Below are 14,685 nucleotides of genomic sequence, written 5' to 3' on the forward strand. Positions count from 1 at the left end.
CGGTGGGGGCGGGGGTGACCTGGACGGTCTCCGTCTTCTTCTCCTTGGCGGCGGGCCCGGGTATGCCGAGCCACGGCGCGCGGGAGCTGCCGCCGAGCAGACTGCCGACGAGCATCACGGCGTAGCAGGTGCATGCCAGGCCGAAGACCCAGCCGAGCCGGCGCAGGTTCTTGCCGCGACGGCCGCTCTCGTCCACGAAGACGGGGCCGTCGGGGTCGGCGCCCGCGACCGGGGCCTGGATGTGGACCCGCGGCTCGGGCCGGCCCTGGGGGTACGCCTGCGGGTGCGCCTCGGGGTACGCCTGCGGCTGGATCCGGGTCTGCGCCTGCGGCGGCTGGATCCGGGTCTGCGGCTGGGACGGGATCCGGGGCTGGACGCGCGTCCGCTCCTCAGGGGCGGAGGGGGGCCGGCTCTGTGTCCGGGCCCGTGCGGGGTCCTGCGCCGACGGGTCGCCCGGCAGGCGCCCGGCGACGTTCAGTTCCATCGTGAAGTCGTCGAGCGGGCCGCGGGGCTCCTCGACCGGATTCAGGGATCGCCCCTGGGGGGCATCTTTTCGCCAATTGTCCACTTTGCGTACGCACTTCCCCACTGGATGATTCGCGGGTTGCGCGCACTCCTCTAGCGGGCGCTGCGTTCCGGATCGGGTCCCCACCCGTTCCACGCACCCCCACTACCACACCGCACCCGGGGAATGAATGTAGCGCACACGGCTGTGAGCCATGTTCGTGTGCCGGGTCTTGTTCCTCAACTGGAACACCAGAAAGCCATTACACGGACATCAGAGACAGATCCCCCTCCGGGAGCCAGCTGTTGGGGGGCAGATCCAGCCACCCGGACGCCTGTCCCATCCGCCGGGCGACCTCCCGCAGAACTCCCAGGCCCGGGTGGTTCAGCCCCTTGCGCCACACCAGCGACACCGGTGACAGCGGTACGGGAGCGGTCAGCGGCCGGAGCACCATCCCCGGTATCTCCAGGAAATCCGTGCTGACCAGTACCGACCAGCCGCGTGCCAGCACCACCCGGGCGAACTCCTCCTTCCCGGAGATCTCCGGGAACGGAGCGGCCAGTTCCGTACCCCGCCCGGTGAAGAGACGCATGGCCAGATCCGTCCATTCGGCGGTGGCCGGATTGCCCGCCCCCGCATAGAGCGTCTCCCCCGCGAGCGCGTCCACGGGCACCTCCGCCGACGCCGCGAGGCGGTGGCCCTCGGGCAGCAGCACCGCCATCCGCTCGTACCGGACCGGCTGGTGCGACAGGCCCGCGAGCACCGAGGGGCCGAGTCCGGCGACCCGGCCGAAGGAGACGTCGAGGCGCCCGGCGAGGATGTCGGCCGCGGCCCCGGTGAGCCCGCTGAGATAACGCGCCACGAACTCCTGCCCCGGCGCCGCCTCCCGGGCCCGCACGAGCACCCGGTGGCCGGTGCCGACGGGGGCGCTGATGTCGACGAGCAGCGGCCGGGCCTCCGTCGCCCAGGCCGCCCGCAGTTCGTCGTGGGCGGCGAGCACCCGTCGCGCGTACGGCAGCAGCCGCTCGCCGTCGGCGGTGAGCTCCACCGCGCGCGTGGTCCGCACGAACAGCTCGGCGCCCAGGTCGCGTTCGAGCCGCCGCACATCCCGGCTGAGCGCCTGCTGGGCGACGAAGAGCCGGGCGGCGGCCCGGGTGAAGTGCAGCTCTTCGGCGACGGCGGTGAACGCGCGCAGCAGCCGGGGGTCGATGTCCTGGGTCACGACGGCAGTCAACCGCAGGGCCGTTGACAACGGAAGTGCGTCAATGGCCTCTGATCAGGTGTTGGACGCCCGCGCCCCGGTCCGGGGAGGCTCGGGGCATGCCGCAGATCATGACCGTCTCGGGTTCGACCCTGGTGCTCGCCGGGCCCGCTCCGTACGAGCGCGCTCCCCGCGGGCACCGCCGCACGGTGCCCCGGAAGGCCGCCCGGACCGGCCCCTACCGCAGCCTCTTCACCGTCCCCGGCGCCCGCGCCTTCACCCTGGGCAACCTCATCGCCCGGCTCCCCATGGGCATGTTCAGCGTGAGCGCCGTGATCATGATCGCCGGGGCGCGCGGCTCGTACGCCCTCGCCGGGGCCGTCACCGCCACCGGTCTGGCCGCGACCGCCCTGGTCGCGCCGTGGACGGCCCGGCTGGTCGACCGCCACGGCCAGGCCCGTATCGCCGTGCCCGCCACCGCGGTCGCGGTGCTCGGCTCGCTGGCGCTGCTGCTCTGCGTCCGCCTCGGCGCGCCCGACTGGACGCTCTTCGCCTCCTACGCCGCGACCGCCACCACCCCGAACACGGGCGGGATGTCCCGGGCGCGCTGGGCGCACGTCCTGCGCGGCGACCCGGCGGCGCTGCACACCGCCAACTCCTTCGAACAGGCCGTGGACGAGCTGTGCTTCATGCTCGGCCCGGTGGCCGCCGCGTTCCTGTGCACGGCCCTGTTCCCGGAGGCGGGGTCGCTGGCCGGCGCGGTGCTCCTGATGACGGGCGTGCTGATCTTCTCGGCCCAGCGCGCCACGGAACCGCCGGTGGCCCCGCGCACCGCCGCCGCCCGCTCCCCGCTGCGCTCCCCCGGCCTCGCCCCGCTGCTCGGCGTCTTCCTCGCCACGGGCGCGGTGTTCGGCTCGATGGAGGTGGTGACCCTRGCGTACGCGTCGGGGCTCGGCCACGGCCCCTCGGGCGGGGCGGTGCTCGCCCTGCAGGCGGCCGGGTCGGGGGCGGCCGGGCTGGTCTACGGCTCGGTGCGGCCCGCGCGTTCGGTGGCCCGGCGGCTGCTGGTGTGCGTGGGCGCGATGACGGCCCTGATGTGCCTGCCGCTCCTGGCGGCGACCACCGGTTCGCTGGCGGTGCTGGCCGGCGCGCTCCTGCTGGCGGGGGCGGCGACCGCGCCGACCATGGTCACCGGGATGACCCTGGTCCAGCGGCTCACCCCCGAGGGCCGGCTGAACGAGGGGATGACCCTCGCGGTCACCGCGATCCTGGGCGGTATCGCGGCCGGCTCGGCCACGGGCGGCTGGCTGACCGACCACGCCCCGAACACGACGGCGTACCTCGCCCCGGTCTGCGCGGCGGCTCTCGCGCTGGTGGCGTGCGCGGCGGGCCCGGCGCGGCGGCGCTGAGGGCGGGGCGGTCCGTACCGGACAACGACGAAGGCCCGGCCGCTCAACGCGGCCGGGCCTTCGCCTCAACATGGGAAAGTGGAGATGGCGGGAATCGAACCCGCGTCCAACGGTGCTGAATCAGGGCTTCTCCGTGTGCAGTTCGCTGCGCTTTTCTCGGCCCCGGAGATCACGCGAACAAGTCTCCGACGGGCTCAGCCACTGTTTGATTTCCTTCTGGGTCCCGTGGCCGGGCTCAGAAGTTTAGATCCCTTGATGATGCCAGGATCCGGGTCGGGATCACCCCCGGGCTGACACTTCGCAAGTCGCTACTTAGGCAGCGAGGGCGAAGGAATCGCGCTTGGTGTTGGCGATTATTGGTTGCGACATATGGTTAACGAGATCATTGCCGCTTCCTCGACACGCTTCCCCTGCTCCGACATCCGCTGTCGAAACCGATCATCCCCATGTTTTGTTTACAAGGTGCTCCGCCCCGGGGGGCGGCGCTGATGCCATGGTACGCGACGCGGACCGTGGCTCGCCAGGACATTTACGCCCGCTGCCGCCGCCGGGCCGCCGCGACGGCGCGGTTGGTCTCCCGGGTGTCCTGCTTCTCCCGCAGCGTCTGGCGCTTGTCGTACTCCTTCTTGCCCTTCGCCAGCGCGATCTCGATCTTCGCCCGGCCCTCCTTGAAGTACAGGACGAGGGGCACGATCGTGTGACCCGACTCCTGCGACTTGCTCGCCAGCTTGTCGATCTCGGCACGGTGCAGCAGCAGCTTCCGCTTGCGCCGCGCGCTGTGGTTGGTCCAGGTGCCCTGGGCGTACTCCGGCACATGGACGTTGTGCAGCCAGGCCTCGCCCTGGTCGATCTGGACGAACCCGTCGACCAGCGACGCCCGCCCCTGGCGCAGCGACTTCACCTCGGTGCCGGTGAGCACGAGACCGCACTCGTAGGTGTCGATGATGAGGTAGTCGTGCCGCGCCTTCTTGTTCTGCGCGACGAGCTTGCGCCCGTTGCCCTTGTCCTTCTCTTTTGCCTTAGCCATAGTGCGGCCATTTTCGCACTACGACCGCCCCCCGAGGCCACTCAATACCGCCTCGGCCCGCTCCTGGGCCCGCTCGGTGACCGGTACGTCCGGGGTGATGCCCTTCCCGTCGACCGCGTGGCCGGCCGGGGTGCGGTAGTGGCCGACGGTCAGCTCGGCCACCGAGCCGTCCGGCAGCTCGGTCGGCATCTGGACCGAGCCCTTGCCGAAGGTGCGGGAGCCGACCGTGACGGCCCGGCCCCGGTCCTGGAGGGCGCCGGTCAGCAGCTCGGCCGCGCTCATGGTGCCGCTGTCGACCAGGACGACCAGCGGGCGGGCGGCGGCGCCGGCCCGGTCCGCGTAGAGCGCGCGCTGGCGGCCGTGCACGTCGTACGTGGCGACCAGACCGCCGTCGAGGAAGGCGGAGGCCGCCGAGGCGGCCTCGGTGACCAGGCCGCCGGTGTTGCCCCGCAGGTCGAGGAGGACGCCGGCGCCGTCGGGGACCGCGCGGACCGCCCTGCGCACCCGCTCGCCGGAGCCCTTGGTGAAGGCCGCCACCTTGATCATCACATCGCCGCCCGGCAGCGCGCTCACCGTCACGGTCTCGGTGGTGAGCTCGGCCCTGCGCAGCGACTCCGTCCAGGTCCGCCCGGCCCGGTCGAGGCCGAGCACGACCCGGCTGCCGGCGGACGCGCGGTCGCCGCGCAGCAGGGCGACGACCTCGGTGACCGGCAGCGCGTCGAGCGCGCGGCCGTCGATCGTACGGAGCCGGTCGCCCGCCCTGATCCCGGCGCGGGCCGCCGGGCCGCCCGGCTGGAGGCGGGTCACCTCGACGCGACCGTCGGCGGTGCGCCTCGCCCACAGACCGACGCCGGTGTAGCGGCCGTCGAGGGCGTTCTCGAACTGCTCGTACGCGCTCTGGTCGTACACCGCGCCCCAGCGGTCGCCGCTGCGGCTGACGGCCTCGGCCGCCGCCTCCGTGCCGGACTTGCCGTCGGCCACCGCCTGGGCGGCGGCCCGGGCCACGTCGGCGGCGCGGTCGCGGGGCTCGACGGCGGAGGCGGGCAGGGCGTGCAGCGGGGTGGGGCGCTCCTCGGCCCGCGGCAGCGAGCCGGTCACCGCGGCGGTCGCCAGGACCGAGACGAAGACCAAGGTCAGAGTCGCCCCGCGGCGCACTCCGCGGGACCTGGGACAGCTGTCCGGACCTGACATGGCGTCGAGTCTAGGACAACGCGAGGGCGCCGCAGGGGCTGTTGCTCCCACGGCGCCCGGGGCGCATCTCACACTCCGACGAACCCGCGTCACACCTTCAGGTACTTGCGCAGCGCGAAGAACGCGGCCAGCGAGGGCATCAGCACACTCGCGGCGAGCACCAGCGGCAGCTTGGCGAGGACCGCGTCCCAGCCGATGAAGTTGATCAGATTCAGCTTGTGCGACAGGTCGAGACCGTGGTCGATCATGAAGTAGCGGCCGACGATCAGCATCCCGGAGGCGGCGATGCCGCCGAGCACCCCGGCGAAGGCGGCCTCCATGATGAACGGCGCCTGGATGTAGAAGCTCGAAGCGCCGACCAGGCGCATGATGCCCGTCTCACGCCGTCGGCTGAACGCCGAGACACGGACCGTGTTGACGATCAGCATCAGCGCCACGACCAGCATCACCGCCATGACCAGGACCGCGGCCACGTTCATCCCGCCGAGCAGGCTGAACAGGTTCTCCAGGATGCCCTTCTGGTCCTGGACGGACTGCACACCGTCGCGCCCGGCGAAGGCGGTGGCGACCACCTTGAACTTCTCCGGGTCCTTGAGCTTGACCCGGAACGACTCCTGCATCTGGTCCGGCGTGATCGAGCCGGCCATCGGCGAGTCGCCGAACTGCTCCTTGTAGTGCTTGAACGCCTGGTCCGCGGACTCGTACGTGACGGTCTCGACGATGTCCAGCTTCTTCAGGTCGGCCTCGATGTCCTTCTTCTGCTGGGCGGTGACGGCGCCCTTGGAGCACTTGGCGACGGACTCGGCGTCGGCCTTGTTGCAGAGGAAGATCGAGACGTTGACCTTGTCGTACCAGTAGCCCTTCATGTTGTTGACCTGGTCCCGCATCAGCAGCGAACCGCCGAACAGGGCCAGGGACAGGGCCACGGAGACGATGACGGCGAACGTCATGGTCAGGTTGCGGCGGAGACCGACGCCGATCTCCGAGAGTACGAACTGCGCGCGCATGGCGACTGGTTGGGCCTTTCCGTGCTGGTCGTGCTTCCGAGCTCGATGCTCAGCGCATCAGTGCTGGTAGCCGTAGACGCCGCGCGCCTGGTCACGCACGAGACGGCCCTTTTCGAGCTCGATAACACGCTTGCGCATCTGGTCGACGATGTTCTGGTCGTGGGTCGCCATGATGACGGTCGTCCCGGTCCGGTTGATCCGGTCCAGGAGCTTCATGATGCCCACGGAGGTCTGCGGGTCGAGGTTGCCGGTCGGCTCGTCCGCGATCAGCAGCATCGGCCGGTTGACGAAGGCCCGCGCGATGGCGACGCGCTGCTGCTCACCGCCGGAGAGCTCACCGGGGCGCCGGTCCTCCTTGCCGCCGAGTCCGACCAGGTCGAGCACCTGGGGCACGGCCTTCCTGATCTCCCCGCGCGGCTTGCCGATGACCTCCTGGGCGAAGGCGACGTTCTCGGCCACGGTCTTGTTGGGGAGGAGGCGGAAGTCCTGGAAGACGGTCCCGAGCTGGCGCCGCATGTGCGGCACCTTCCAGTTGGAGAGCCGGGCCAGGTCCTTGCCGAGGACGTGCACCTGCCCCTGGCTGGCGCGCTCCTCGCGCAGGACGAGTCGAAGGAAGGTCGACTTTCCGGAGCCGGAAGAACCGACGAGGAAGACGAACTCGCCCTTCTCGATGTCGAGGGAGACGTCCCGCAGAGCGGGGTGGCTCTGCTTGGGATATGTCTTGGAGACGTTGTCGAATCGGATCACGGTGCACCACGGTCGCCGGGAATAGGTGTGCGTGACACTACGCGAACCGGCCTTGGCCGTGCAGGCACCGTTCGGGGATGTTCCGGGGATGCGCCTTATGTCCCGTTGACGGCGGCCTCCGGACCCCCTCACGGGGGCAGAATCCGGCGGGGCGCGCCGAAACGCGCGCGAGCTGGCACAGTGGTAGGGGGAACGGTTGCGTTTCCCTGAGCGTTGTGCGGAGCAGTAGGTGCCTACAGCGGCTCCGCCGCGCGGGAGGAGGAAAGCGCATGACCTACGACCGCTTGGTGTGCGCGAACTGCGCGGCGCCGGTCAGCGAGGGCCGTTGCCCCGTGTGCCGGGCCAACCGCGCGCGGCTCCAGCAGGAGGGCCCCTGGGGCGGCCTGAGCCCGGCCGCACTGGTGACGCTGCTCGTGGTGCTGGTGGCCGCGTTGGCGCTGCTGGCCCACCAGACCGTGTGACGCCACGGCCCGGAGCTCCACAGCTTTGAAGGCTTTACGGCTCACGGTTTTACGGCTTTACGCAGTGGGGCCCGGGGTGCGATGTGCACCCCGGGCCCCACTGTCGTTCTATGTGACGACTACCGTGCGTGACGCCTAGGCGACGTTACGGCCGCCGACCAGACGCGGCATGAAACGGAAGCCGACGCCGCCGGCGATCATCGTCGCGGCACCGAGCAGCAGGAACGTGGTCTCGCCCGCACCGGTCTCGGCGAGCTCCTCCTTCGGCTTGCCCTGCTCGACCGGCTTGGAGCCACCGCTGTCCGGGGTGGTGTTGTCCGGGCAGCTGGCCCCGTCGAGGGAGACGGTGCAGGTGCCGCCGGTGCTGCCACCGGCGCTGCTGGAACCGCCGGTGGCGGAGGAGCCGCCGGTGGAGCCGCCCGTGGCGGACGAGCCGCCGGTGGAGCTGCCGCCGGTGGCGGAGGAGCCACCCGTGGTGCTGCTGCCGCCCGTGGAGGACGAGCCGCCCGTGGTGGAGGAACCACCGGTGGACGAGCTGCCGCCCGTGGCGGAGGAGCCACCCGTGGTGCTGCTGCCACCCGTGGAGGAGCTGCCACCGGTGGACGAGGAACCGCCCGAGGTGGTGGTCGAGCCGCCCGTAGAGGAGGAACCGCCGGTGGAGGAGGAACCGCCGGTGGCGGACGAGCCGCCCGTGGACGAGCTGCCGCCGGTCGACGAGGTGGAGCCGGACGAGCCGCCGATGTCGGCGCCGCCGATGCCACCGGTGGACGAGGTGCCGCCGGTGGACGAGGTGCCGCCCGTGGACGACGTACCGCCCGTGGACGAGGAACCGCCCGTGGCGGACGAGCCGCCCGTGGACGTGGTGTCGCCGGTGGTCGAGGAGCCGCCCGTGGAGGACGAACCGCCGGTGGAGGGATTACCCGTGTCGGCGCCGCCGATGCCACCCACCGTGCCGGTGGTGCCCTCGGACTCGCCCTGGACGCCGAGGCCGACGTCCACACCGCTCTTGTCGGCCTCGGCCTTGGCGCTGATGCCGCCGATGTTGACGTCGACACCGACGGCCTGGGCCGCCCCCGCGGCGGTCAGGGACGCGCCCGCCGCGATCACCGCGCCCGCGGCTATCCGTGCAACGCGGACCCGCGTCATGTTTGTCATCTGCCTGCTACCCCCAGTAGCTCAATCGTCATGGAGCAGCGCGGGGGCCGCGGGACCGGGGGCTCCGATGTCCGTCGCCCCCGTCACACGCGCCCCGGAAATACGCATGCCGCGCGTCACCCTTCCGCACTTCCGAGAATGGCGTCAAGGCCGTTGCGTACGGAATGCCCTAAATAGCGTGACTTGCCCGTCGTACGGAGTTGCGACTGTGACGTAAAAAGGGAACTGCCGCTCAGTGAACGGCAGTTCCCTTGTCGACAAAGCCCCGAAAAGGCGGTCGATTACTTCTCCTGCTGCTTGCGCCAGCGAATTCCCGCTTCGAGGAATCCGTCGATCTCGCCGTCGAGAACGGCCTGCGGATTGCCGACCTCGAACTCGGTGCGCAGGTCCTTGACCATCTGGTACGGGTGCAGGACGTACGAGCGCATCTGGTTGCCCCAGGAGCTGCCGCCGTCCTTGAGGGCGTCCATCCTGGCCTGCTCCTCCTGGCGGCGGCGCTCAAGGAGCTTGGCCTGGAGGACGTTCATGGCGCTGGCCTTGTTCTGGATCTGCGAGCGCTCGTTCTGGCAGGAGACGACGATGCCGGTCGGCAGGTGCGTGATGCGGACCGCGGAGTCGGTCGTGTTGACGCCCTGGCCGCCGGGGCCCGAGGCGCGGTACACGTCGATGCGCAGCTCGCCCTCGTCGATCTCGACGTGGTCGCTGGACTCGACGACCGGCAGCACCTCGACGCCCGCGAACGAGGTCTGGCGGCGGCCCTGGTTGTCGAAGGGCGAGATCCGCACCAGGCGGTGGGTGCCCTGCTCGACGGAGAGCGTGCCGTACGCGTACGGCGCCTTCACCACGAAGGTGGTCGACTTGATGCCGGCCTCCTCCGCGTACGACGTCTCGTAGACCTCGGTCGAGTAGCCGTGGCGCTCGGCCCAGCGCAGGTACATGCGCTGGAGGCGCTCGGCGAAGTCCGAGGCGTCGACGCCGCCGGCCTCGGCGCGGATGTTGACCAGGGCCTCGCGCTCGGCGTACTCGCCGGACAGGAGCGTCCTGACCTCCATCTCGTCCAGCGCCTTGCGCACCGAGACCAGCTCGGCCTCCGCCTCCGCGAGGGTGTCCGCGTCGTCCATCTCCTCGGCGAGCTCGAAGAGCACGCTGAGGTCGTCGATCCGGCCGCGCAGCGTCTCGGTCTTGCGGACCTCGGCCTGGAGGTGCGAAAGCTTGCTCGTGATCTTCTGGGCGGCCTCCGGGTCGTCCCACAGGGACGGCGCGGCGGCCTGCTCCTCAAGCACGGCAATGTCTGCCCTCAGCTTGTCGAGGTCCAGGACGGCCTCGATCGACCCCATGGTCGAGGAGAGGGACTTCAGCTCTTCGGATACATCGACGACTGCCACGGGTCCAGCGTAACGGCTGTGCGCAAGGACGTTTCCCCCGCGCCGTGCCACGGGCCGACGGGCCCGGCGCTACGGGGCCGGAGCCGAGTGCTTGGAGTCCTGCGGGGGCTTGTCGTCGCCGCCCGAGGCGGCGAGCCAGCCGCCGACGGCCACCGCGGCCGTCAGCACCACCGCGGAGGCGCCCAGGATCAGCCGCCGGCGGCGCAGCTGGTCCGCCCGGTGCCGGGCCGAGCCCGGGCGCGGGGTGCCCGCCGGGCGCGGGGCGCGGGCGGTGCCGAGGGGGCCGCCGGCCAGTTCGTCGGGGCCGGGGACGCGCATGCTGGTGTGGGTGTCGCGGCTGGAGTCCAGCGGGGCGCCCGGGACCAGCGGCACCGCGCCCCGGCGGGGCCTGCCGGAGGGGGCCGCGGGCTCCTCGTACACCGGCTCCTCGGGCTCCTCGGAGTCCGGCTCGTCCACGTCCAGCGGCGGCATCCCCGCCACCAGCGGCAGCAGCTCGCGCAGCCGGGCGGAGAGCTCGGAGGCGCGCAGCCGGGAGGCCGGGGCCTTGGCCAGGCACTGGACCATCAGCTGCCACAGCTCGTCCGGGATGCCGGGCAGCGGCACCACGGTCTCGGTGACGTGGCGGCGCAGGACGGCGCCGGGGTGGCCGCCGCCGAAGGGGGTGAAGCCCGCCAGGAGCTCGTACAGGACGGTCGCCAGGGCGTAGATGTCGACGGCCGCCCTCGGCGGCAGGCCCTCGACGATCTCGGGGGCGAGGTAGTCGGGCGTGCCGATGATGCGGGTGGCCTTGGTGCGGCGCGGGGTGTCGATCAGCTTCGCCACACCGAAGTCGGTGAGGAGCGCGGGGTGCGCGCCGCCGGGGCCGAGCGGCCCCTGCATGTCCAGAAGGATGTTCTCGGGCTTGACGTCGCGGTGCACGATCCCGGCCGCGTGCGCGGCGGCCAGGCCGTCGGCCACGTCCGCGACGATGGCCACCGCCGCCTCGGGCGCGAGCCGGCGCTCCCGGTCGAGCCGGGTGCGTACGTCCGTACCCCGGACCAGGTCCATGACCAGGGCGAGGTCGTTGCCGTCGACGACCAGGTCGCGTACGCCCACGACGTTCGGATGGTCGAGGCCGAGCAGTGCGGTGCGCTCCTGGACGAAGCGGCCGACCAGCTCCTGGTCGGCGGCGAGGTCCTCGCGCAGCAGCTTGATGGCGACGGGCCCGTCCGGGCCCTCGCCGAGCCACACCGTGCCGGCGCTGCCCCGCCCCAGGATCTGGTGGGCGGTGTACCGGCTGCCGATATTCCGTGCCAAGACTGCTCCCTCAGCGGCTGGCTGTGCACGCCGAGGCTACGCGGCCCGGACGCCAACCTTCACTTCCGAGCGGGAAATCACCCCTGGGAAGTCGACAAATCTACGAAGTCGGCGGTTCCGGGGGTGCGAAGAGGGCGGACCGGTACGGGATTCCCCGGGCCGGTCCGCCCTCGTGTTTCCGCTCGCTCGGCGCCTCTGTTCCGCCCGGCGGGCGTTTGCGTCCCGCCGGGGCCGGCGCTCGCGTTCCCCCTACTTGGCGCTGGAGCCCAGGTCGCCGATCCAGCCCGACACCTTGGAGATGGCGTCGCCGATCGCCTGCCAGTAGCTCTTGCCCTCCGCCACCCAGTCCTGGAGCGGGGTGAGCTCCCAGACCAGCCAGCCCGCCACGAACAGCAGGACCAGGGTGAACAGACAGCCCTTGAGGCAGCCGAGACCCGGGATCCGCATGGGGTTGGCGGTGCGCCGGCGCGGCTCACGGGGCTCGCGCGGCGCGGGTGCCTGCGGCTGCTGGGGCGCCTGCGGCGGCGCGTACTGCTGGCGCTGCTGGTGCTGGGGCGGCGGCGCGTACTGCTGGTGCTGCGGGGGCTGCGCGTACGGCTGATGCTGCTGCGGCTGGTGCTGCTGCGGCTGCCGGTACTGCTGGGGCTGCTGCTGCGGTGCGTACTGCTGGGGGTGCTGCTGCTGGGGACGCTGCTGGGGCTGCTGTGCCTGGCGGTGCGGGCGGCGGCGCAGCGGGTCCTGCTCCGGGTCCAGGTACTGCACCTGCGTCTGCTCGTTGCGGTCGCGGGCCGCCTGGAGCTGGGACTGCCAGGGGTGCGGCTCCTCGGGACGGTCGGGGCCGCCCTGGGGGCCGAACTGGTTCTGGCCCTGCCCCACCGGCGGCAGCACGGCCGTCGGGTCGGGCGCGCCCCGGCCCGGCAGGACGGCGGTCGGGTCCGCGGCTCCGGAGGTGTTCGGCAGGTACGAGGTGGCGGCATTCGGGTCGTACGAGCCCGCGTTGGTGGGCAGCACCTGGGTCGGGTCGGCCGCGCCGGGCGTCCCGGGGACGGGCGCGGGCGCCGGGTCGGGGGCGAGCAGCACACCGACGCCGTCGGCCGCCTCGACCTGGGCCGGGGTGGAGTGCACCCCGATGCCGTCGGCCACCACGCGCAGGGCGCGCGCGAGGTTCTCCGCGCTCGGCCGCTCGTCCGGGTTCTTGCGCAGACAGCGCTCGATGACCGTCCACAGCGGGGCGGGCACGGTGGTGGGGCGGCGCGCCTCTTCGCTCAGATGCCGGTGCAGCACCTCAAGAGCCGTGCCCCCGGCGAACGGCGGACGCCCGGTGACCAGCTCGTACATCAGGATTCCGGCGCCGTAGACATCGACGGCGGAGGTCTGCGGGCGGCCCTCGGCGGACTCCGGCGCCACATACGCGGGCGTGCCCACGAACTCGTGCGTACGGGTCAGGCCCGGGGAGTCCGCGAGGCGCGCGATGCCGAAGTCGGTGAGCATCGGGTGCATGGCGCCGTCGCGCTCGTCGAGCAGGACGTTGGCGGGCTTCAGGTCGCGGTGGACCACGCCGTCGGCGTGGCTCGCGGCGAGCGCGTCCGCGATCTGGGCGGTGAGCAGGGACGCGGCGACCGGCGTGAAGGGCCCGTTCTCGCGCAGATAGCGGTGCAGGTCGGGCCCGTCGACCAGGTCCATGACCAGGGCGAGCAGATCGCCCTCGACGACGAGGTCGCGGGTGCGCACGATGTTGGGGTGCGTCAGGCGCAGCAGCACCGACCGCTCGCGCAGGAACCGCATCACGACGTCGGCGTCGTTGGCGAGCTCCTCCTTCAGGACCTTGATCGCGACGGTCTCGCCGGGCTGGCCGGCCACGGCCGCCTCGGCGCCCGCCGCCTCACGCTGGCGGGCGCGCCAGACGGTGCCCGTGGCACCGCGTCCGAGCGGCTCCTCGAGCAAGTACTTGCTGCCTACCGGCCGCACGTCATGCGCTCCCTGCTGGTCTGGCTGATCCGGGTCTCCTCGGGTGTCCCCCGAGCCGCCCACTGTAGTGCCGACGGCTGTCACCACGGCCTCGGCGGCGGCCGTGGCGGCGCCCGCCCGCACGCTCCCGCTGTTCGAAGGGAAGACGCCGACGTCGTACGGAAGGTTGCCGAACGACCGTGCCGAAGTGGGGCGAACGATTCCACCGGGGTGCGCAACCGGCCACTTTGCGGCCACATTTGCGTCGAGAGCCGATCATTCAAGATCACTTGGAGGTGGGTGGCGGGCGTGTTGTCAGTGGCAGGTGCGAGGATGCCCTCAGCACGACATGTGTGCCTGGTGGGGGGAATCACAAGGGCCTTTCCCTCCGTGCCCGGCACCCCCGCGCAGAAGGGACCGCCGAGGCGATGCAGATCCGGCTGACCGTCCTCGCGCCGCGCAGCGGCCACGCTGCGGCGCGCGCCTGCGACGTGCTCGTGACCGCCCCCGCCGGGACCGCCCTCGCGGCCGTCGCCTCGGGCCTCGCCACGGCCGTGTCCGGCTCCGAGGTGTCGAGCACGGTCGTGCTCTACGCGGGCCGCGAGCGGCTCGACCCCCAGCGCCGCGTCCTGGGGGAACCGCCCCTGGTGGACGGCGCCGTGCTGTCCCTCTCCGCCCCCGCCGACTCCTCGACGTACGCCTACGAGGAGCACGAGGAGGCGGTCCGGGCGCGCCTGTGCGTGGTGGCCGGGCCGGACGCGGGCGGTGTCCACCTGCTGCACGGCGGCCAGATCCGCGTCGGCCGCTCGGCGGACGCGGACGTCCCGCTGGACGACCCGGACGTCTCCCGGCTGCACTGCGCGGTCACCGTCGGCGAGGGCGGCCGGGTCTCGGTGGCCGACCTGGGCTCGACGAACGGCACCCGCGTGGACGGCGCCCCGGTCGGCCAGCACCCGGTGCGGCTGCCGGTGGGCGCGCTGCTGCGCCTCGGGGAGTCCGCGCTGCGGCTGAGCACCGGGGCGCCGTCCCCGCAGCCGCTGCCCACGACGCCGGACGGGGAGGGCCACATCCGGGTGACCCCGCTGGCCTCGCCGGAGCCCGCCCAGGCCGCGCCCGACCCGGGTTCCGCCGCCAGGGTGCCGTCCCCGCGCGCGTCGAGCGAGCCGGGCCCCGCCGTGCCCGGCCCGACGACCCACGGCACGGGAAGCGCGCCCGTGCCGAACGGCCACGGCCCCGCCGCCCCCGTGGAGAGCAATGGGCTGCCGCATGCGCGGGGCGCCGACGAGACTTTCAGGGAACCGGGGCAGGGGCGTACGGAGGGCGGCTTCGGTACGTATGGCGGTGCGTCCGGGGT

At 72.4% G+C, this 14,685-nt stretch carries 12 protein-coding genes, 1 other RNA gene and 1 pseudogene; 3 read left to right on the forward strand and 11 right to left on the reverse strand.

Features of this window, described 5'->3' with window-relative positions; translation table 11 throughout:
• Both ACJA3G_RS13470 and ACJA3G_RS13475 read right to left on the reverse strand, forming a co-directional pair.
• Window positions 1-484, reverse strand: a pseudogene (locus ACJA3G_RS13470) (hypothetical protein); the annotation flags it as partial.
• Window positions 485-767: 283 nt separating this feature from the next.
• Window positions 768-1,727: a LysR family transcriptional regulator gene (locus tag ACJA3G_RS13475; protein ID WP_406553187.1), complete on the reverse strand. Its 960-nt coding sequence runs from the start codon at window positions 1,725-1,727 to the stop codon at window positions 768-770.
• A gap of 98 nt (window positions 1,728-1,825) precedes the next feature.
• On the opposite strand from ACJA3G_RS13475, the gene ACJA3G_RS13480 reads away from it, so the two are divergent.
• Complete coding sequence (locus ACJA3G_RS13480; protein ID WP_406553188.1) at window positions 1,826-3,115, forward strand: MFS transporter; 1,290 nt, start codon at window positions 1,826-1,828, stop codon at window positions 3,113-3,115.
• A 76-nt stretch (window positions 3,116-3,191) separates the two neighbouring features.
• On the opposite strand, the gene ssrA is transcribed toward ACJA3G_RS13480, so the two are convergent.
• The 5 genes from ssrA to ftsE all read right to left on the reverse strand — a co-directional run bounded on the left by ssrA (window position 3,192) and on the right by ftsE (window position 7,087).
• Window positions 3,192-3,561: a transfer-messenger RNA gene (ssrA, locus tag ACJA3G_RS13485) on the reverse strand.
• Window positions 3,562-3,644: 83 nt separating this feature from the next.
• Window positions 3,645-4,142 carry an SsrA-binding protein SmpB gene (smpB, locus tag ACJA3G_RS13490; protein ID WP_358833510.1) on the reverse strand — a complete coding sequence of 166 codons (498 nt, stop codon included), beginning with the start codon at window positions 4,140-4,142 and terminating at the stop codon, window positions 3,645-3,647.
• Between the two features lie 18 nt (window positions 4,143-4,160).
• On the reverse strand, window positions 4,161-5,333 hold the full coding sequence (locus ACJA3G_RS13495) for a S41 family peptidase (RefSeq protein WP_406553189.1): 1,173 nt from the start codon (window positions 5,331-5,333) through the stop codon (window positions 4,161-4,163).
• Between the two features lie 89 nt (window positions 5,334-5,422).
• Window positions 5,423-6,340, reverse strand: a complete 918-nt coding sequence (gene ftsX / locus ACJA3G_RS13500) for a permease-like cell division protein FtsX (RefSeq protein ID WP_358833508.1) — start codon at window positions 6,338-6,340, stop codon at window positions 5,423-5,425.
• 57 nt (window positions 6,341-6,397) lie between these two features.
• Complete coding sequence (gene ftsE, locus ACJA3G_RS13505; RefSeq protein ID WP_361381581.1) at window positions 6,398-7,087, reverse strand: cell division ATP-binding protein FtsE; 690 nt, start codon at window positions 7,085-7,087, stop codon at window positions 6,398-6,400.
• Window positions 7,088-7,356: 269 nt separating this feature from the next.
• Here ftsE and ACJA3G_RS13510 point away from each other — a divergent pair, with 269 nt between their 5' ends.
• Window positions 7,357-7,548, forward strand: coding sequence for a hypothetical protein (locus ACJA3G_RS13510; protein ID WP_406553190.1), 192 nt, complete (start codon window positions 7,357-7,359; stop codon window positions 7,546-7,548).
• A 135-nt stretch (window positions 7,549-7,683) separates the two neighbouring features.
• Here ACJA3G_RS13510 and ACJA3G_RS13515 read toward each other — a convergent pair whose 3' ends face one another.
• The 4 genes from ACJA3G_RS13515 to ACJA3G_RS13530 form a co-directional block, all read right to left on the reverse strand.
• Complete coding sequence (locus tag ACJA3G_RS13515) at window positions 7,684-8,703, reverse strand: hypothetical protein (RefSeq protein ID WP_406553191.1); 1,020 nt, start codon at window positions 8,701-8,703, stop codon at window positions 7,684-7,686.
• Between the two features lie 281 nt (window positions 8,704-8,984).
• Window positions 8,985-10,088 (reverse strand): peptide chain release factor 2, encoded by a 1,104-nt coding sequence (prfB, locus tag ACJA3G_RS13520; protein WP_406553192.1) that lies wholly within the window; start codon window positions 10,086-10,088, stop codon window positions 8,985-8,987.
• 69 nt (window positions 10,089-10,157) lie between these two features.
• Window positions 10,158-11,384, reverse strand: a complete 1,227-nt coding sequence (locus ACJA3G_RS13525) for a serine/threonine-protein kinase (protein WP_406553193.1) — start codon at window positions 11,382-11,384, stop codon at window positions 10,158-10,160.
• 249 nt (window positions 11,385-11,633) lie between these two features.
• Window positions 11,634-13,352: a protein kinase domain-containing protein gene (locus ACJA3G_RS13530; protein WP_406553194.1), complete on the reverse strand. Its 1,719-nt coding sequence runs from the start codon at window positions 13,350-13,352 to the stop codon at window positions 11,634-11,636.
• Window positions 13,353-13,759: 407 nt separating this feature from the next.
• Here ACJA3G_RS13530 and ACJA3G_RS13535 point away from each other — a divergent pair.
• Window positions 13,760-14,685 (forward strand): FHA domain-containing protein (locus ACJA3G_RS13535; RefSeq protein WP_406553195.1); only part of this gene is annotated, 926 nt, incomplete at its 3' end.

Origin of the sequence: Streptomyces sp. YS-3, assembly GCF_045257485.1 — a bacterium.
Lineage (GTDB): Bacteria > Actinomycetota > Actinomycetes > Streptomycetales > Streptomycetaceae > Streptomyces.

What these genes read in the sequence shown, in the direction of transcription:
- ftsX (WP_358833508.1), bottom strand. Translation starts at nt 6,340, where the DNA reads ATGCGCGCGCAGTTCGTACTCTCGGAGATCGGCGTCGGTCTCCGCCGC.
- ACJA3G_RS13510 (WP_406553190.1), top strand. Translation starts at nt 7,357, where the DNA reads ATGACCTACGACCGCTTGGTGTGCGCGAACTGCGCGGCGCCGGTCAGC.
- smpB (WP_358833510.1), bottom strand. Translation starts at nt 4,142, where the DNA reads ATGGCTAAGGCAAAAGAGAAGGACAAGGGCAACGGGCGCAAGCTCGTC.
- ACJA3G_RS13495 (WP_406553189.1), bottom strand. Translation starts at nt 5,333, where the DNA reads ATGTCAGGTCCGGACAGCTGTCCCAGGTCCCGCGGAGTGCGCCGCGGG.
- ACJA3G_RS13515 (WP_406553191.1), bottom strand. Translation starts at nt 8,703, where the DNA reads ATGACAAACATGACGCGGGTCCGCGTTGCACGGATAGCCGCGGGCGCG.